Here is a 17,691-nt window from a genome sequence, read left to right on the forward strand (position 1 = left end):
GTCACTTGCCCCCGAAGATGCGCTGCAGGAAGCCTGGTTTCTCGTAATTGATGAAACGCAGAGGCATTTCCTGGCCCAGGAAACGCGACACCACGTCTTCGTACGCTTCCGCCACGTCGGTGCCCTTGAAGTGAATCGCCGGGTTGCCCTGGTTGGATGCGTGCAGCACGGATTCCGATTCCGGAATGATGCCGATCAGCGGAATGCGCAGGATTTCCTGCACGTCGCCATACGACAGCATTTCATCGGCTTCCACGCGCTTAGGCGAGTAGCGGGTGATCAGCAAATGTTCTTTGACCGGCTCGCCGCCCGATTGCGCGCGGCGCGATTTGGCCTGGATGATGCCGAGGATGCGGTCCGAGTCACGTACCGAAGACACTTCCGGATTGGTCACGACAATGGCTTCATCGGCAAACGTCAGCGCCATCAGCGCGCCGTGCTCGATACCGGCGGGCGAATCGCAAATGATGTATTCGAAGCCCATGTTGATCATTTCATGCAGCACGGCTTCCACGCCATCTTCCGTCAGCGCATCTTTGTCGCGCGTTTGCGAAGCCGGCAGGATGAACAGGTTTTCGCAGTGCTTGTCCTTGATCAGCGCCTGGTTCAGCGTCGCTTCTTTGTTAATGACGTTGATCAAGTCATAGACGACACGGCGCTCGCAACCCATGATCAAGTCCAGGTTACGCAAACCGACGTCGAAGTCGATCACAGCAGTTTTGTGGCCACGCATGGCCAGGCCGGTCGAAAAGCTGGCGCTGGTAGTCGTCTTGCCGACACCGCCCTTACCGGACGTTACAACGATAATTCTTGCCACAAATAATCCTTTTAAGTGAGCAGCTCAGAGAGCAACTTAAGCGCGGGTTGGAGTTGAATTGACTGACAGTATATCCAGCCGGTCGCCAGCAAGGCTGACTTGGGTCGGCTTGCGCGCATGCTCAGCCGGGAATCCATCTTCAAAAGTACGGTAAACCCCTGCAATCGACACCAGTTCCGGCGCCATCGACAGCGCAAAAATACGGGCGCTGGCGTTGCCGGACGCACCCGCCAGGGCGCGGCCATTTAACGTGTTGTACACGTGAATGCTGCCGTCCGCGATGATTTCAGCGCCGTTGTTGACGACGGCCGTCACAATCAAGTCGCCGCCGCGCGCATAAATGCGCTGGCCGGCGCGGACCGGGGTGTCAATGATCAGGGTGCCGGCCGAGCCGACTGCCGGGGCCGGCGCAGGCGCCGCCGCGGGAGCCGGCGCCGGTGCGGCGGCCGGTGCCGCTGCCGCCGTATGTTCTTCCGTCTTGCCCGTATCCAGCGACAAACCCTGCGCCAGGATTTCATCCACCATATCCGGCGATGCATGGCGCACAGCCACCGGATTGAGGCGGTATTTCTTCAGCAGGGCAATGGTGCTGGCCCAGTCTATGCGTTCACAGCCGGGCGTCAGCGAACCCACGTCGATCACTGCCAAGTCGCCTTCGAAAAAGTCTGGCACGCCGCCCGTCATTTCGTTCAACGCGGCATCGAGCGCGATGCCGTCGGACGTGTACAAGATGGCGGAAACTGCGACGACGGTGGAAATCTTGATTTCGATGGGCTTGTGGAACGGGCTCTTGGACATAAAACGGTCAGTTAAGGGTATTGCTTGGGCCCATCGGCCGGGTTTGCCTGCCGCGGAACGGCATAAGCCGTAGCATTTTACTGTGGTTAAGAAAGAAATGGGAGTGCCGTCTTATTAATCAGACACAGCACCGGCAGCCCGGGAAGGCTGATGTAGCAAGGGTTTTGCTGTTTAGAAATTCCTGGGGCGTGCCGGGATAAAGTTTTATGCAGATCGGCATGTTGTCATTTAGATTAAATATTCGTGTTGTAAAGTTGCGGCAAGATTTTTCAGGGATGCTTGAATCCTCTTCATATGCTGGAAATACGCCACTTACGTACGCTCAGTGCCTTGCGCTCCGCCGGCAGCCTGGTGCGCGCCGCGCAATTGCTCAACCTGACGCAGTCCGCGCTGTCGCATCAGATCAAATTGCTGGAAGATCGCTACGGCAGCCCGCTGTTTGAGCGCAAATCCGTGCCGATCGGCTTTACCGCGACGGGCGAGCGCCTGCTGCGCCTGGCCGATACGCTGTTGCCGGAAATCGAACAGGCGGAACGCGACGTGGCCCGCCTGTCGCAAGGCGACCAAGGGCAATTGCGCGTGGCCCTGGAGTGCCATACGTGCTTCGACTGGCTGATGCCAGTGATGAATGAATTCCGCAAGCGGTGGCCGGAAGTGGAAATCGACCTGGTCTCCGGTTTCCACAGCGAGCCTGCCGAATTGCTGCGTTCGGGCCAGGCGGATTTGGTGATTGGTTCCGAATACAGCGCCGGGTATGCGGCGTTCCCGCTGTTTCGCTTTGAAATGCTGGTCGTGATGGCGCACAAGCACCGGCTGGCTGCTCAGCGCCGCTTGCACGCCAGTGACTTCACGGATGAAACCATCATTACTTATCCGGTACCGGAACAGCGGGTGGAATTGATCCGAGAAGTCTTGCGTCCGGCAGGCATACGCTATGAGCGCCGCATGGCGGAACTCACCGTTGCCATAATGCAATTGGTGGCCAGCAAGCGCGGTATTGCCGTCCTACCAAATTGGGCGATTAAAAATTATGTTGATTATGACTACGTAGTATCACGGCCTGTCAATGAAAGCGGACTGTGGTCAGATCTGTACGTTTCGGTGCCAGATACGCTCCGTTCGAAGGCATATGTGCTTGATTTCATTAATGTGATACGGGAGCAGTGTGCCGGGGCGCTCGACGGTATCAAACTCTTATAGTGACAATTCGTGACAATTCAACCACAATGAAATTGGTAGCATTGCTCTAGATCAAAGGCGTTGACAGAAGTGATGCATATCATAACGTTTTTGGTTTGCAGGTCCGCTTTCTGACAAGGAATCCATGTTTAACCCAGAACAGTATTCGCAAGCGCAGTCCTTGATTGAAGCTCACATCCGCAGTTTTGATACCTGTGCCAAAGCCGTGCTTCAAAGTAGCGCCGGCCTGGTCGACCTCCAGCTGGACTCCGTCAAGAACCTCTTCGTCATTGCCTCGGACGCATCAAATCAATTGCTATCGCTGAAAGACCCGCAAGACTGGCTGAGCCTGTCGGCGGTGCAGTCGCAACAGGCGCTCGACCGCGTGCAAGCCTATGGCAGGCAAGCGGCCGGCATCGCCCGGGATGCACACACGCTGATGACCGAAGCAGCCGTACCGCTGCAAGGGTTATTCAATCGTGCGCCACATGCTCCCCGATAGAATTAGTAAGTTGAAATTTTTTCATCGGCCATTCGGCCATGTTCACTGGAGAAACAAATGGAAGATGTAGTCATCGTAGCAGCAGGCCGTACGGCCGTAGGCAAGTTCGGCGGCAGCCTGGCCAAGATCCCTGCAGCGGAACTGGGCGCCCATGTTATCAAGGGCTTGCTGGCGAAAACCAATATCGACCCGAACCTGATCAGCGAAGCCATCCTGGGCCAAGTGCTGACCGCTGGCGTGGGCCAGAACCCAGCGCGCCAGGCAGTGATCAAAGCCGGTCTGCCAACCAGTGTTCCAGCCTACACCATTAACAAAGTGTGCGGCAGCGGCCTGAAAGCCACCCACCTGGCCACCCAGGCCATCAAGTGCGGCGACGCCAGCATCATCATCGCCGGCGGCCAGGAAAACATGAGCGCTTCGCCGCACGTGCTGAACGGTTCGCGCGACGGTTTCCGCATGGGCGACGTCAAGATGACCGACACCATGATCGTGGACGGCCTGTGGGACGTGTACAACCAGTACCACATGGGCATCACGGCGGAAAACGTGGCCAAGAAATATGAAATCTCCCGTGCCGAACAAGATGAATTCGCCCTGCAGTCGCAGCTGAAAGCCGAAGCCGCGCAAAAGGAAGGCAAGTTCAAGGACGAGATCATTCCACTGGAAATCGCCAGCAAGAAGAGCACCGTGGTGTTCGATTCGGATGAATACATCAAGCCAGGTTCGACCCTGGAAGCGCTGTCCGGCCTGCGCCCGGCGTTCAACAAGGAAGGCACCGTGACTGCGGGTAACGCATCCGGCATCAATGATGGCGCCGCTGCCGTCATCATGATGACCGCGACCCAGGCGAAAGAACTGGGCTTGCCAGTGCTGGCCAAAGTCAAGGCGTACGCCTCGTCCGGCCTGGACCCGGCATTCATGGGCATGGGCCCGGTATCGGCCGCCAAACTGTGCCTGAAAAAAGCCGGCTGGACGCCGCAAGACCTGGACCTGATGGAAATCAATGAAGCGTTCGCGGCACAAGCTATCGCCGTGAACAAAGAAATGGGCTGGGATACGAGCAAGATCAACGTGAACGGTGGCGCCATCGCGATCGGTCACCCAATCGGTGCATCCGGTGCACGTATTCTGGTCACGCTGCTGCACGAAATGGTGCGCCGTGATGCCAAGAAGGGCTTGGCATCGCTGTGCATCGGCGGTGGCATGGGTGTTGCTCTTGCTGTCGAGCGCGCTTAATTTTTGCAATTGGTAGTACTGTTCACGTCTTATTGATTGAAAAAAAGAGGGGATAAAAAAATGGCACGAGTTGCATTGGTAACGGGTGGTATGGGTGGTTTGGGCGAAGCAATTTGCATCAAACTGGCAGCCCTCGGCTATAAAGTAGTAACCACGTATTCCCCCAACAACACGAAAGCGGAAGCCTGGCTGGCCACGATGAAAGATCAGGGCTATGACTTCAAGGCGTATCCGTGCGACGTGGCTGACTATGAGTCGGCACAGGCTTGCGTGGCCAAGGTACAAAGCGAAGTGGGTCCGGTCGAAGTGCTGGTCAACAATGCCGGTATCACCCGCGACATGACCTTCAAGAAGATGGACAAGGTCAATTGGGACGCCGTCATGCGCACCAACCTGGATTCCGTATTCAACATGACCAAGCCGGTTGCGGATGGCATGGTGGATCGCGGCTGGGGCCGTATCATCAACATTTCCTCCGTCAACGGCCAGAAAGGCGCGTTCGGCCAGACCAACTACTCGGCTGCGAAAGCCGGCGTACACGGTTTCACGAAAGCGCTGGCGCTGGAAGTGGCGCGCAAAGGCGTCACCGTCAACACCATTTCGCCAGGTTACATCGGCACCAAGATGGTGATGGAGATCCCTCAGGAAGTGCTGGATTCGAAGATCATCCCGCAAATCCCGATGGCTCGCCTGGGCAAACCGGAAGAAGTCGCGGGCCTGGTGGCTTACCTGTCGTCGGACGAAGCTGCATTCGTCACCGGCGCCAACATCGCCATCAACGGCGGCCAGCACATGTCGTAAGACTGCTGAACTGAGCTCAACATGAAGCACCGCGAGCATCATGCTCGCGGTGCTTTTTTTCTTCTGGAGGGGATATGGACCGTTTATTGCCCGATGGCGGGCTGGCGCTGGCCAGCCTGGGAGAACAGGTATTGCAGCCGGGCGTCAAAGGCTTGCCGTTGACGGAGCCGATGCGCCAGGGGGCAATCGGCGTACAGCGCTGGAATGTGCTGCGCGGCGACACCAGCTACCCGGTCGCGCTGCTAAAGGAATCCGCGCTGCTGCACAATCTCGACTGGATGCACAGCTTTTGCGCGCGCCATGGCGCCGTGCTGGCGCCCCATGGCAAGACCACCATGTGTCCGCAATTGTTTGGCGCGCAAATTGCCAACGGCGCGTGGGGCATGACCTTGGCCACGGCGGCGCAAGTGCAGGTCGCGTACCGCTTCGGCGTGCGCCGCGTACTGCTGGCCAACCAGCTGGTGGCGCCGTCGGACATCCACGCCATGGTGGCGCTGATGAAATCCGATCCCCGTTTTGAATTCATGGCGCTGGCCGATTCCGAGGCGGGCGTGCACCGCCTGTCACAAGCCGTGGTGGCGTCCAGGCTGGAGCGCCCGCTGCCGCTGCTGGTGGAACTGGGCCTGCAAGGCAAGCGCGCCGGCTGCCGCACGCCAGAACAGGCGATGGCCGTAGCGCGCGCCATCAAGAAAGCGCCGGGTGTGCAGCTGGCGGGCATCGAAGGCTATGAAGGGCTGTTGCACAGCCATGACCGGCATCACGCGGTGGAAGCCGTGCAAGCGTTTGTCGCGCAACTGGTGGCGCTGGTGCGCGAGGCGGACAAGGAAAAACTGTTTGGCGGCGAACAGATCGTGCTGTCGGCCGGCGGCTCCGCGTATTTCGATCTGGTGGCGCGCGGCTTTGCGGGCGTCAAGGGCTTGTCGCGTCCGGTGCTGCCGGTACTGCGCAGCGGCTGCTATCTGACCAACGATCACGGTTTTTATCAGGATTTAACGCAGGATGTTGACCAGCGCGAACACGTATCGAGTGGGCTGCGCCCGGCGCTGGAAGTGTGGAGCATGGTGCTGTCGCGGCCGGAACCGGACCTGGCGATCCTGTCGATGGGCAAGCGCGATGCGTCGTATGACATGGAATTGCCGCTGCCCCTGTATGTGCACCGCCCCGGCGAACCGGGCGCTTTCGGCGCGGAAGAGGCAGTGGACTTGTCGCCCGGCTGCCGCATCGACAAGATGAATGACCAGCACGCGTATCTGCGCTTGCCGGAAGGCGATCCGCTGTGCACATCGCTGCAGGTGGGCGACTTGATCGGCTGCGGCATATCGCACCCGTGCACGACGTTCGATAAATGGCCGCTGTTGCTGGTAGTGGACGACGCCTACACAGTGCGTTATGCCGTCAATACCTTCTTCTGACGGGTATGCCGGGCATCCATTAAAATCACGGAAACAACAAGGATCCCCATGGCAGAACTGAATACCACGCTGTTTCCCCCGATCTCCCCGCTGCGGCACGGAATGCTGGCAGTTGACGATCTCCACACCATCTACTGGGAAGAGGTGGGCAACCCGAACGGCATTCCCGTGCTGTTCCTGCATGGCGGCCCCGGCGCGGGCCTGTCACCCGCGCACCGGCGTTTCTTCGATCCGCTGCATTACCGCGTGATCTTGTTCGACCAGCGCGGCGCGGGCAAATCCATGCCGCTGGGCGAGTGCCGCAACAACACGACGCCATTGCTGATCGAAGATATCGAGCGCTTGCGCACCATGTTTGGCATTGAACAGTGGCTGGTGTTTGGCGGTTCATGGGGTTCCACCCTGGCGCTGGCGTATGGCCAGGCGCACCCGGAACGCTGCCTGGGCTTTGTGTTGCGGGGCATCTTCCTGTGCACCCGGCGTGAAATCGACTTCTTCCTCAATGGTTCCGAATGGTTCCACCCGGACGTGTATGACGAATTCGTTGCGGGCATTCCTGTGGACGAGCGGGGCGATTTGCTGGCCGCCTACCACCAGCGGATCATGAGCCATGACCCGGAAGTGTACTGGCCGGCCGTGCGCGCGTGGAGCCGCTTTGAAGGGCGCCGCGTGTTCCTGCTGCCGCAGCCGGAAGAACCGCCGTCGGATTCGCTGGACCTGGGCGTGGGCCGCCTGGAATCGCATTACATGGCCAACCTGGGCTTCTTTACCGATAACCAGTTGCTGGACAATGTCAGCCGCATTGCCCACTTGCCGGCCGTGATCGTGCAGGGCCGCTATGACGTGATTTGCCCGCCAGTGTCCGCGTGGCGCCTGCACCAGGCTTGGAAAGGCTCCGTCATGAAAATGATTCCAGATGCGGGCCACGGCGCCATGGAAACCGGTATTACGCGGGCATTGGTGACGGCGACTGAACAATTCCGCAAGCAGCGCCGCTTCGACTGACGCATCCGGGAAAGCGGCAGGCGGTGGTGCGCCGTCTGTTACACTTATGCCCGGACCCGTACCAGAATTAGCTTCAGATGAATATACAAGTCGGCGATATCGGCCATATCATCCAGCTGGCGATCGCGCCGGTATTCCTGTTGGCCGGCGTGTGCACCAAACTGATGGTGCTGACCAACCGCCTGGCCCGCATTATCGACCGCTCGCGCGTGCTGGAAGACCGGCTCGACGTTGGCTACAACGAAAGTTCCCTGAACGAACTCGATGTGCTGTACCGAAGATCGCACTTGATCAATATTGCGATTGCGTCATCGACGTCGTGCGGGTTATTGGTCTGCCTGGTGATTGGCATGCTGTTCATTGGCGATACCACCGACGTTACGCTGGATAAATACATTGCCGGCTTGTTTGTGCTGGCAATGGTGGCGTTGATTGCCAGTTTTGTTTACCTGCTGCGGGAAATCTTCATTGCTTCCGCCGCGATGCGCGCGCACCGGCACGTGCGTCACCCATTAAAGAAATAAGAGTACCATCGTCCCATGCACGACTATCAACGCCCCCCAACCCTGTACCGTTATGGCATCCGCGGCGACCTGGAACAGGCCCTGTCGCAGGGTGAATTCATCCTGCGCCCGACCGCGCAATGCCTGACCCTGAGCTTTTCCCAGGTGTGGGACCGCAACCTGTTTGACTTGTTTTCCGCTGACGCCTGCCTGATCATCCATAACACGGAAGAATTCGGCGAGCGTATCCACCGCGCCGTACAGCGCACCTTGCCCAGCTGGGCGGGTATTGATGGCGCCATCGAATACGGCACCCGCGCGGCGCTGGGCGCAGCCTTCACGAAGACGCCGGCTGAAGCGCAGGAGCGCGAATGGCAATTCGCGTGGCGCGCGATGCAGGCGAATTTGAGCTTGAATCCCGTGATGATCAAGATCGGCAGCATCGAACAGTTTGCCGAGCTGCGCGACCGCGATACGTACCTCGCTTAAATCATGGGTGCCGGGCCTTCAGGCCGGGCATCCACACTTTAGGCCCCGCCCTTGTCGATGCGGGCCAGCACGGCCCCCATCATGCGCTCGATATCACTGCGGATGAGATTGGTGCCTAAAATCCCGGGCACGTAGAAATTCGGCACCAGCTTGCCGGAATAGACCACGCGCGTCCCGCCGTCGGCCAGCGGCTGCAATTCCCAGCGCGATTCATAGTGCTTCATATCGCCTGAAATCAGCGCGATGTCGATAGCGGCCATCGGCTGTTCTATGGCGCGCACGATCAGGTGGATGGATTTCGACATGAACAGGAAGTGCGCCGTGCCGAACTGTTCGATGATGACTTCATTGCCATTGCGCGACAATACCCGGCATGACTGCATGTCGGGCACGAATTCATTCATTTTTTCATAATTGGTGAGCGTTTTCCACACGGCCGCCAGCGGCGCCTGTACGGCGCCATTGGCATTGACTTCATACAAATGCAGGTTGTCCTGTTGGATGCGGTTAACCGCGACTTCCAGTTTCGGTGGTTCGGTTTTTGCAGGCTGGGCGTGTGCGTGGATGCACAGGCTAAACAGCAGCAGGACTAACAATCGCTTCATTTTTCCAGCGTACGGTAAAGAGTGGCAGAATACAAGCGTAGTTCATGCTCGTGCCCCAAATTGCAGACTCGTTGACTAAATCCGGCGAGCATCGACCCGATACGGCGTTGCAAATGCTCGCAAGGCGCTGCCTTGCTGTGCTTTGCGCCTTGTCTCGGGCCGACTTCGCCAGATTTATATGTCAACGATCTAGCAATTTGGGACACGAGTGTTACAGAGCGATGGCAAGGATTTTAGAAACACGGGTCTAATGATTTCCGCTGTAATCCCGGTCTTTACGTCTCCATTCTAAGAATTCAACATGACGACCGCACGCTACTCCCACCTGCTGGCTCCCCTCGACCTTGGCTTCACGACCTTGCGCAACCGCGTCATCATGGGGTCGATGCATACGGGCCTGGAAGACCGCTTTTTCAATTATGGCAAGCTGGCGGCGTTTTACCGCGAACGGGCCAAAGGCGGCGTCGGCCTGATTGTAACGGGCGGTATTTCGCCCAACCGCCAGGGCTGGCTGCTGCCGCTGGGCGGCACGATGAATTCCGCAGGCGATATTTACAACCACAGCAAAGTCACCCGCGCCGTGCACGAAGAGGGCGGCAAAATCCTGATGCAAATCCTGCATTCGGGCCGCTATGGCTACCATCCCTTCGTCGTTTCGGCGTCCGGCCACAAATCGCCGATTTCCCCATTCAAGCCTGGTCCGCTGACGGAAGCGGGCATCGAATCCACCATCAAGGATTACGTTCGCTGCGCGAAGCTGGCGCAAAAAGCCGGTTATGACGGCATCGAAGTGATGGGCAGCGAAGGCTATCTGCTGAACCAGTTCCTGTGCGCGCGCACCAATACGCGCACCGACCGCTGGGGCGGCGCCATTGAAAACCGCATGCGCCTGCCGGTGGAAATCGTGCGCCGCATCCGCGCTGCCGTGGGCCGCGAATTTATCATCATGTACCGCCATTCGCTGCTGGACCTGGTGGAAGGGGGCAATACGTGGGAAGACGTCGTCACGGTGGCGAAAGCGCTGCAGCAGGCCGGGGTGACGATCCTGAACACGGGCATCGGCTGGCATGAGGCGCGCGTGCCGACCATCGTCACGTCCGTGCCCCGTGCAGCCTTTGCCAGCGTGGCCGGTCGCTTGCGAAAGGAAGTCACGGTCCCCGTGGTGGCGTCGAACCGCATCAATATGCCCGATGAAGCGGAAGCCATCATTGCCCGCGGCGATGCGGACATGGTGTCGATGGCGCGGCCCTTCCTGGCCGACCCGGACTTTGTCGTGAAAGCCGCTACCGGCCGCGTGGATGAAATCAATACGTGCATCGGCTGCAACCAGGCGTGCCTCGACCACACGTTCCAGAACAAGCGGGCCAGCTGCCTCGTGAATCCCCGCGCCTGCCATGAAACAGAACTGCAATACGTGCGCAAGCCGAAGGCGCGCAAGGTGGCCGTCGTCGGGGCCGGGCCTGCTGGCCTGTCGGCCGCCACGGTGGCGGCGGAATGCGGCCACCACGTGACGTTGTTTGACGCCAGCGACAAAGTGGGCGGCCAGTTCAAGGTGGCCATGCAAATCCCCGGCAAGGAAGAATTCGCTGAAACCCTGCGCTACTTTGCGCGCAAGCTGGAATTGACGGGCGTCGACGTGCGCCTGAATACGCGCGTGACGCGCGAGCAGTTGCTGGCCGGCGGCTATGACGAAGTCATCGTCGCCACCGGCATCAAGGTGCGCATGCCGCCGATTCCCGGGATTGAAAACGCAAAGGTGCTGTCGTACCTCGACGTGCTGCTGCACAAAAAGCCGGTCGGCAAGCGCGTGGCCATCATAGGCGCGGGCGGCATTGGTTTCGACGTGGGTGAATACCTGCTGCATGACCCGCGCCATCCTTTGCCGCTGCCGGTCGACCATTGGACGCGTGAATGGGGCGTGGATTTGAAGGCCACCACGGGCGGGGGGCTGGTCCATGCCCACGTGGCGGAGCCCGTGCGCCAGCTGTACCTGTTGCAGCGCAAGACCACCAAGCTGGGCGCCGGCCTGGGCAAGACGTCGGGCTGGGTGCACCGCGCGGTATTGGCGCGCAATGGCGTCGTCATGCTGGGTGGTGTGCAGTACGACAAAATCGATGACCACGGTTTGCATATCACTGTCGATGGCGAACAGCGTTTGCTTGCCGTGGATAACATCGTGATTTGCGCGGGGCAGGATAGCCTGGCCGAGCTGATGCCGCCGGAAGGGCAGGCGCAGCAAGGCAGCCCACGGTTCCACAAGATCGGAGGCGCCGCGCTGGCGGCGGAGCTGGACGCCAAGCGCGCGATCAAGGAAGGTGCGGAGCTGGCTGCCAGCTTGTGATCAGTTGCGGCGTGCGCGCTTGCTGGATGACCACGTGGGCACATCCAGTTCATCGTAAATCTCCGCGCACACGGACAGGATCTTGTCGATCTCCACCTGCGTCAGCCCGGAATTGAGCGTCAGCCGCACCAGCGAGCGGTTGCGCGCCGTCGCGGGTGCGCAGAACACGGCGCCAAATACTCCCCGTGCTTCCAGCGCCTTGCGCAACGCCAGCGTGCGCGGTTCCGGCCCCGGTTCCAGCGCAATAATCTGTTCACTGCCATCGCTGACGTTGTAGCCGATGTCCGTCAGGCCCGCACGGATTTGCTGCGCATTCGCGCGCAAGGCTGCACGGCGGTCATCGGCGTGGCGGATCAACGCCAGCGCCGCTTCAAACCACGCCAGTTCATGGCTCAGCAGGCATGAACTGAAAATCGCTGGACGCGACGCGGACAGGAAATAGCCTTTGAATTTGGTCGAGCACGTAATCAGGCCGGCCCGTCCCGCAAACGCCTTGGCCAGCGACGCCGTGCGGAAATGCACGCGGTCCGACAAGCCCAGTTGCGCCACCAGCCCCGCCCCTTGCGGCCCGTGCGTCCCCAGCGAGTGCGATTCATCTGCGACCACGATGCTGCCGGACGATTCGGCCAGCGCCACCACGGCTTCCAACGGACACAGGCTGCCATTGGTGCTGTACACGGTGTCCACGACGATAACGCCGGGCCCGTGCTTGTCCAGCTGGCGCTGCAAGTGCCCCATGTCGTTGTGCAGGAACGGCACGGCTTTGGCCTGGCCGGACGTGACGCCTTCCCACAGCGATGCGTGCGCCATCATGTCCAGATACACGGGCACACCGGGACCAGCGATGCTTTGCAGCAGGCCGACGTTGGCAGCCCAGCCGGATTGCGTCAGCAAGCCATCTTCCGAACCCATGAAGCGGGCAAACTGCTGTTCGAGACGGTGCTGGCGGCTGCCTTCCTGCAGGAATACGGACGACATCAGCAAATCCGCGCCGCCCAGGCGCAGGCAATCAGCCTGCGCCTGCAGCAGCTGGTGTTCGCCCGCGATACACAGGTAATCGTTGCTGGCGACATAAATCGCGTCGGGGCCGGGCGGCAGCCACGTGTGCATATGCTCGCCGCCCAGCAGCTTGCCGACCCGCTCGACGTAATGTTCATCCATGCGTGCATTGACGAAGTCGGGAAGACGGTGCTCGGCGGCGGGCAAGGTGGACAGCACGCCGGAAGAGGCAGTGGAAGGGAAGGCAATGAAAGTGTCAGTCATACAGGCTCCTGTGGAAGAAAGGGAAAGGGGACGGCACTCGGTGGTATCCTCCGTGCGCGTTCGCATTCATCGTACGCATGGATTGGGTGATGTCAAATAGGTAATTAGTGTGTCCAGAACAAAATACTTTTCAGCGTTGAGACGGGGTTGGGCGCAGGCCGCTGCCGGCTGGCAGCGTGAACAGGCACATCCGCACGATGCCGTCATCAAACGCATTGCGCAAATGTCGTGGATTGCGCTGGTGGGCATGCCGCTGTATTACGTGGTGTGGCATGACTGGTTTCCGCAGCCGTATGAAAACTTGTGGCTGCGCCTGGCCGGCATGGCCGTCTGCCTGCCCGGTATCTGCGCAGTGCGTTTCGCCCGCCAGCGCTGGTTCCCCGCCTATCAAGTGGCGGGGCTGACGTATATCCTGCCGTTCTTCTTCACGTATATGTACCTGATGAACGGGGCCAATAGCGTGTGGAGTGAATCGCTGCTGATTGCCGTCATCTTGCTGTTCCATTTTGATTTCGCGCTGGCGCTGCTGTCGTATGTGATCGGCACGTCACTGGCGTACGCACTTTATTACGTACTGCATGCGGACGGCACATTGGTGCAGCTGCTGATGCAGGGACAGTGGCCGATTTACCTGTTTGCCATTGTTGCCGTGTCATTGGCCAAAGTGGGGCGGGGCATGCTGGAAGCGGAGCGGCTGGCTGGCATGGCGGCGGCCATGGGTACGGTTTCGCACGAATTGCGCACGCCCTTGCTGTCGATCGACGCCAATTCACGGGGCATGAAGCGCTTGCTGCAGCAGGCGCCCGGCATGCAGGAACGCGACCGGGTGGCCATGGAAAAAGCGCTGGCGCGGGTGGAAATCGAAGTGCGGCACATGAATAACGCCATTGACTTGCTGTTATTGAGTTCCACTGCCAGCCAGCGTACTTCCCGCCAGCGCGAAGTGCTGTCGATGCAAACAATGGTAAAGTCCATGCTGGAACGCTATCCCTTTGCCAATCCGGGGCAGGCGGAACTGGTCGCTGTCACGGTGCGGGCTGATTTCCAATTCCTGGGGCAGAGTGATTTGTGTTCGATGGTCTTGCTGAACCTGCTGCGCAACGCATTGGCGGCGCTGCAGCGGGCCGGCAAGGGGCGTATCCGCATCATTATCGATGGTACGCGCGCCCAGCCGCGTTTGCTGTTTATCGATACGGGTAGCGGCATCGATCCGGCCCGCCAGCCGCATATCTTCCGGCGCTTTTACACGTACCCGCAAGGCAGCGGTTCCGGTATCGGCCTGAGTTTTTGCCAGGAAGTGCTCGATGCATGGAACGTGACGATCCGTTGCATTTCGCGGTTGCAGCGGTATACCATCTTCGCCCTGGATTTTCCGCGCCCGGTATTTGACGTAACTGATTTTGAACCTGTTTGATGGACCTGACTTTGCCGATTTACCAGCACCCGACGCTGGTGACACTGATAGATGACAGCCAGACTTTCCTGGAAAGCCTGTCATTCCAATTGCCGCACCAGCTGGCGCGGCGCGCTTTCCATGACGCGGAAGCGGCGCTGGCGTGGGTGCGCGATGCGCACCGCACCAGCAGCCCGTTCAATATCACGGTCGGCTATGACGAAGAGGTACTGTCGTTCGAGCGGCGCGTGGTGGCGTTCAATGTCGACCAGATTTACCGCATGGTGATGAACCGCCACCGCTTCCAGTTGCCGGCCGTGCTGGTGGTGGATTACGGGATGCCGCAAATGAATGGCGTGGCGTTTTGCGAATCCGTCAATGCCCTGCCATGCAAGAAAATCCTGTTCACGGGTGAAGCGGATGAGCGGGTGGCCATTGATGCATTCAACAGTGGCTTGATTGACCGCTTTATCAAGAAGAGTGACCACGGGGCGCTGGACCGGCTGGAATATGAAGTGCGTACGCTGGAACACGCGTACTTCTGCGCGCAGTCGCACACCATGCGCGATTTGCTGGCGCGGCACTCGTTCACGTTCCTGTCCGATCCCGCCATGGCGACGCTGGTGGATCAATTGCGCCGCCAGTATGGCTTTGTCGAGTATTACCTGTTCCCGAATCCATCCGGCATCCTGTTCTTCGACATCAATGGCAAGCCGACATTGATGGTGGTGGAGACGGAAGCGGGCATGCTGGCGCAGATGGAAGTGGCGCAAGACAATGGCGCACCGCGTGAACTGGTCGAAGGCTTGCAGGATATGCGCTTGCTGCCATTCTTTTCCGACACGGGCATGTACACGGACGCCATCGAACAGGATTGGCTGTCGTATTGTCTGCCGGCGCGGCATTGCGCCGGCAAGCAGGATTATTACTGGGCCTTGTTCGACTTGCCGGCGCATATGCTGCCGGGGCCTGTGTATTCGTATGCGGACTTCTTGCGCGATCAGGGGGCTGTATGCTGATCGACGCCGCAGACATGCTGGGCCAGCAAGCTCTGGCCCGGTTCTTCACGCCGCTGTTGCAGCCGGTCAGCTGGGAAGCGTGGCGGCTGGGGGCGCAGCGCGCCTATGTGCACCTTGGCGTGACGGGGTTCATGGTGCGCCACCAGCCTGCGGAAGACAGTATCGGCACAGCCGTCGGCAGTTTGCCGGATCCCTTGCTGCGTGCACTGTGCCGCCAGACGGGTGACCCGGTCGATGTCGGCCTGGCGCGTTCACCGCTGCCGCAATCGTGGCGCGCCGACGTGCTGCATGCCGCGTATCCCCATGCGCTGTATGGACAGCTGGGGGAAGCGGGTGTCGTGTATGGCATGAGCGTCGCGTGCCGCAGTGGTTCGGGCGTGAGCCGCGTGGACTTTTACCGCAGCCGGCATGGCGACAGCTTTACCGGCTGTGCGCAACAGGGCACGCTGCAATTGCTGGCGCTGCACTTGCATGAAGGCGCGGCATTCCTGCTGCGTAGCGCCGGTGTGCTGTCGGAGCGGGAGCGGGAAGCGCTGGCGTGGAGTGCGCAAGACAAAACCATCCGGGAAGTCAGCGACATGATGGGGATTTCACAGCGCGCCGTGTATTTCCATTTGCAGAATGCGGCGGCCAAGCTGCAGGTCTACAGCACGCGGCATGCGATCAGCCGCGCGATTGAACTGGGGTTGCTGGCGCTCTAGCAGACTCACTGGGCGGCTTACTCGGCGCCGACCGGATGGATGGCTTTCGTGTACGGCTGCTCTTCGCCTTCCACCCACCAGTTGGCCCAGATACGGTGGCCTGTGTCTGCGCCCGTATCCGGTTCCAGGCTCAGGTAATTGCGCGCGCCGATATAGCGGTGCGACGTGCCGGGGAACGGATACATCGTGGCCGTGATGCCGCGGTCTACCGTTTCCACGCGGCCGCCCACGTGTTCCAGGTAAAACAGCGCCATGGCAGGCGGCGCCGGATGTACGATGCCGGAAGACGTCAACTGGTTGATGACGTCCGCGTTCACCGGCGTGTGGGGGGAGCGGTGATGCCGGTCCGATTCAATCACGCCCAGCGCGCCCACGTGCACGTCGCCTGACAGCACGGTGACGCGGGTGCGGCGCGCGGCAGCCCAGTCCAGCAAGCGGTGTATCAGGCGCAGGCGTTCCTGGCGGTGCGTGCGGCTCAGCCAGTGGTCTTGCAAGTCATCTTCCAATTCCTGCCGGCCGGGCAGGGCGCTCAGCAAGGTTTCCAGCGTCGAGAAATCCGGGTGCACCACGGGGATGCTGGACATCACGAACAAGTGGCGGCAGCCGTGCTGTTCTTCCAGCCACGTGTACACGGCTTGCCACGCTTCATCGCTCATCACGCGGGTGCGGGTGCGCTCGCTGCGCAAGTCCAGCACAAGAATCGCGCATTCTCCGGCACGGATGCCTTGGCTGTAGCCCGGCTGTCCTGGCAGGCGCAGTGCAACGGAAGCGTCGTCTGCCGCATGGAGCTGGAACAGGCGGAAATAATGGCGCGCCACGCTGTAGATACCTTGATAGACGGCGCTGTGCTGCTGTGCATCCGGATACGAACCCCAGCCGTCAAAAATATCGTGGTCATCCCACATCATGACGGTGGGCGCCTGCGCCATCATGGCCGCCACGGCAGGCTGGCTCCAGCGTTCCATGTACAGATTGAAGTAAAACGCATCGACCTGGGCGCGCATGGTTTCCGTGAAGGGCGCGCTGTCGCGCGCATCGGCCGGCAGCGCGCGCCAGGCGCGCAACGCATCGACGTCTTCCCACATATTGTCGCTGTACACCTGGTCGCCGCCCATCAGCAGCAAATGGTGCGCGCGGGCGCCGTGCCGCTCCGCCATGCGGCGCCACATGGCATTGGGTTCGCGCACTTTCTTGATGACTTTGGGATCGGAAAAGCCGTTGCACGACGTGTAGGCGCAAGTGGGCGCGGCGCCGCGCGCGGGGACGACGAAGCTGTGGACGGCGCCATCGACGTCATAGCGCACGCGCTGTTCAAACGCGGTTTGCGGGATCGCCAGGCGGAAGCTGCGCACTTCCGTGGCATCGACGCCGCTGCCGTGGCGCGCCAGCAAGGTGGCGTGGATGGATTCCGATGCGGGGCACGCGACATGGGGCATGGACGCTGCCGGCGCGGCCAGCAAGATACTGACGTGCCAGCCGTCGTCGTCCGCGCCTAGAAATTTCAAAATGGGGCCCAACTGCTTGCTCATCGACGACTACTCCGAATGTGCGGCAACTGAACGCGGCGCCGCGACGCGGGAGCGACATAGTAATCGATTCATTCAATTCTGATAACTAATTAATTTTT

The 17,691-nt window shown here is 60.1% G+C and carries 17 protein-coding genes; 12 read left to right on the forward strand and 5 right to left on the reverse strand.

The genetic code is table 11. The features are described from left to right. Position 1 precedes the first annotated feature (1 nt). Positions 2-817: a septum site-determining protein MinD gene (gene minD, locus GM668_RS10570; RefSeq protein ID WP_170305585.1), complete on the reverse strand. Its 816-nt coding sequence runs from the start codon at positions 815-817 to the stop codon at positions 2-4. A gap of 36 nt (positions 818-853) precedes the next feature. Then, on the reverse strand, positions 854-1,615 hold the full coding sequence (minC, locus tag GM668_RS10575) for a septum site-determining protein MinC (RefSeq protein WP_155438920.1): 762 nt from the start codon (positions 1,613-1,615) through the stop codon (positions 854-856). 294 nt (positions 1,616-1,909) lie between these two features. Between minC and GM668_RS10580 the strand changes: the two genes are divergently transcribed. The 8 genes from GM668_RS10580 to GM668_RS10615 all read left to right on the forward strand — a co-directional run bounded on the left by GM668_RS10580 (position 1,910) and on the right by GM668_RS10615 (position 8,742). Beyond that, positions 1,910-2,815: a LysR family transcriptional regulator gene (locus GM668_RS10580; RefSeq protein ID WP_155438921.1), complete on the forward strand. Its 906-nt coding sequence runs from the start codon at positions 1,910-1,912 to the stop codon at positions 2,813-2,815. 124 nt (positions 2,816-2,939) lie between these two features. After that, positions 2,940-3,296, forward strand: a complete 357-nt coding sequence (locus GM668_RS10585; RefSeq protein WP_155438922.1) for a phasin family protein — start codon at positions 2,940-2,942, stop codon at positions 3,294-3,296. Between the two features lie 57 nt (positions 3,297-3,353). Next, entirely contained in the window at positions 3,354-4,532 is a 1,179-nt protein-coding gene (locus GM668_RS10590; protein WP_155438923.1) for an acetyl-CoA C-acetyltransferase, read from the forward strand. A gap of 60 nt (positions 4,533-4,592) precedes the next feature. After that, the gene (locus GM668_RS10595; RefSeq protein WP_155438924.1) at positions 4,593-5,333 is read left to right on the forward strand and encodes a beta-ketoacyl-ACP reductase; all 741 of its coding nucleotides are present in this window, start codon (positions 4,593-4,595) and stop codon (positions 5,331-5,333) included. Between the two features lie 74 nt (positions 5,334-5,407). Further along, positions 5,408-6,745, forward strand: coding sequence for an amino acid deaminase (locus GM668_RS10600; protein WP_155438925.1), 1,338 nt, complete (start codon positions 5,408-5,410; stop codon positions 6,743-6,745). A gap of 48 nt (positions 6,746-6,793) precedes the next feature. Next, on the forward strand, positions 6,794-7,750 hold the full coding sequence (gene pip, locus GM668_RS10605) for a prolyl aminopeptidase (RefSeq protein WP_155438926.1): 957 nt from the start codon (positions 6,794-6,796) through the stop codon (positions 7,748-7,750). Positions 7,751-7,827: 77 nt separating this feature from the next. Further along, positions 7,828-8,274 carry a DUF2721 domain-containing protein gene (locus GM668_RS10610; protein ID WP_155438927.1) on the forward strand — a complete coding sequence of 149 codons (447 nt, stop codon included), beginning with the start codon at positions 7,828-7,830 and terminating at the stop codon, positions 8,272-8,274. A gap of 15 nt (positions 8,275-8,289) precedes the next feature. Continuing rightward, positions 8,290-8,742 (forward strand): hypothetical protein, encoded by a 453-nt coding sequence (locus GM668_RS10615; protein WP_155438928.1) that lies wholly within the window; start codon positions 8,290-8,292, stop codon positions 8,740-8,742. A 38-nt stretch (positions 8,743-8,780) separates the two neighbouring features. Here the strand turns inward: GM668_RS10615 and GM668_RS10620 are convergent, their stop codons facing one another. Next, positions 8,781-9,347 carry an SRPBCC family protein gene (locus GM668_RS10620; RefSeq protein ID WP_155438929.1) on the reverse strand — a complete coding sequence of 189 codons (567 nt, stop codon included), beginning with the start codon at positions 9,345-9,347 and terminating at the stop codon, positions 8,781-8,783. Positions 9,348-9,648: 301 nt separating this feature from the next. Here GM668_RS10620 and GM668_RS10625 point away from each other — a divergent pair, with 301 nt between their 5' ends. After that, complete coding sequence (locus GM668_RS10625) at positions 9,649-11,688, forward strand: NADPH-dependent 2,4-dienoyl-CoA reductase (protein WP_155438930.1); 2,040 nt, start codon at positions 9,649-9,651, stop codon at positions 11,686-11,688. On the opposite strand, the gene cqsA is transcribed toward GM668_RS10625, so the two are convergent. Continuing rightward, positions 11,689-12,951 carry an alpha-hydroxyketone-type quorum-sensing autoinducer synthase gene (gene cqsA, locus GM668_RS10630; RefSeq protein ID WP_155438931.1) on the reverse strand — a complete coding sequence of 421 codons (1,263 nt, stop codon included), beginning with the start codon at positions 12,949-12,951 and terminating at the stop codon, positions 11,689-11,691. Between the two features lie 136 nt (positions 12,952-13,087). Here cqsA and GM668_RS10635 point away from each other — a divergent pair, with 136 nt between their 5' ends. From GM668_RS10635 to GM668_RS10645, 3 genes are read left to right on the forward strand one after another with little or no spacing between them, the layout of a single operon-like run. Beyond that, positions 13,088-14,365: a sensor histidine kinase gene (locus GM668_RS10635; RefSeq protein WP_229499158.1), complete on the forward strand. Its 1,278-nt coding sequence runs from the start codon at positions 13,088-13,090 to the stop codon at positions 14,363-14,365. After that, positions 14,365-15,363, forward strand: a complete 999-nt coding sequence (locus GM668_RS10640) for a response regulator (protein WP_155438932.1) — start codon at positions 14,365-14,367, stop codon at positions 15,361-15,363. Before GM668_RS10635 ends, GM668_RS10640 begins: the two co-directional genes overlap by 1 nt. Next, a complete protein-coding gene (locus GM668_RS10645; RefSeq protein WP_155438933.1) occupies positions 15,357-16,064 on the forward strand; it encodes a helix-turn-helix transcriptional regulator in 708 nt (235 codons plus the stop codon). Before GM668_RS10640 ends, GM668_RS10645 begins: the two co-directional genes overlap by 7 nt. A 17-nt stretch (positions 16,065-16,081) precedes the next feature. Here the strand turns inward: GM668_RS10645 and GM668_RS10650 are convergent, their stop codons facing one another. Next, entirely contained in the window at positions 16,082-17,593 is a 1,512-nt protein-coding gene (locus GM668_RS10650; protein WP_155438934.1) for an alkaline phosphatase D family protein, read from the reverse strand. Positions 17,594-17,691 lie beyond the last annotated feature (98 nt).

This window comes from Pseudoduganella ginsengisoli (assembly GCF_009720865.1).
Lineage (GTDB): Bacteria > Pseudomonadota > Gammaproteobacteria > Burkholderiales > Burkholderiaceae_D > Rugamonas > Rugamonas ginsengisoli.

Excerpts from the sequence above, each read along its gene's own strand:
- minC (WP_155438920.1), bottom strand. The coding sequence starts at position 1,615 with ATGTCCAAGAGCCCGTTCCACAAGCCCATCGAAATCAAGATTTCCACC.
- GM668_RS10580 (WP_155438921.1), top strand. The coding sequence starts at position 1,910 with ATGCTGGAAATACGCCACTTACGTACGCTCAGTGCCTTGCGCTCCGCC.
- GM668_RS10585 (WP_155438922.1), top strand. The coding sequence starts at position 2,940 with ATGTTTAACCCAGAACAGTATTCGCAAGCGCAGTCCTTGATTGAAGCT.
- GM668_RS10590 (WP_155438923.1), top strand. The coding sequence starts at position 3,354 with ATGGAAGATGTAGTCATCGTAGCAGCAGGCCGTACGGCCGTAGGCAAG.
- GM668_RS10595 (WP_155438924.1), top strand. The coding sequence starts at position 4,593 with ATGGCACGAGTTGCATTGGTAACGGGTGGTATGGGTGGTTTGGGCGAA.
- GM668_RS10600 (WP_155438925.1), top strand. The coding sequence starts at position 5,408 with ATGGACCGTTTATTGCCCGATGGCGGGCTGGCGCTGGCCAGCCTGGGA.
- pip (WP_155438926.1), top strand. The coding sequence starts at position 6,794 with ATGGCAGAACTGAATACCACGCTGTTTCCCCCGATCTCCCCGCTGCGG.
- GM668_RS10610 (WP_155438927.1), top strand. The coding sequence starts at position 7,828 with ATGAATATACAAGTCGGCGATATCGGCCATATCATCCAGCTGGCGATC.
- GM668_RS10615 (WP_155438928.1), top strand. The coding sequence starts at position 8,290 with ATGCACGACTATCAACGCCCCCCAACCCTGTACCGTTATGGCATCCGC.
- GM668_RS10620 (WP_155438929.1), bottom strand. The coding sequence starts at position 9,347 with ATGAAGCGATTGTTAGTCCTGCTGCTGTTTAGCCTGTGCATCCACGCA.
- GM668_RS10625 (WP_155438930.1), top strand. The coding sequence starts at position 9,649 with ATGACGACCGCACGCTACTCCCACCTGCTGGCTCCCCTCGACCTTGGC.
- cqsA (WP_155438931.1), bottom strand. The coding sequence starts at position 12,951 with ATGACTGACACTTTCATTGCCTTCCCTTCCACTGCCTCTTCCGGCGTG.
- GM668_RS10640 (WP_155438932.1), top strand. The coding sequence starts at position 14,365 with ATGGACCTGACTTTGCCGATTTACCAGCACCCGACGCTGGTGACACTG.
- GM668_RS10645 (WP_155438933.1), top strand. The coding sequence starts at position 15,357 with ATGCTGATCGACGCCGCAGACATGCTGGGCCAGCAAGCTCTGGCCCGG.
- GM668_RS10650 (WP_155438934.1), bottom strand. The coding sequence starts at position 17,593 with ATGAGCAAGCAGTTGGGCCCCATTTTGAAATTTCTAGGCGCGGACGAC.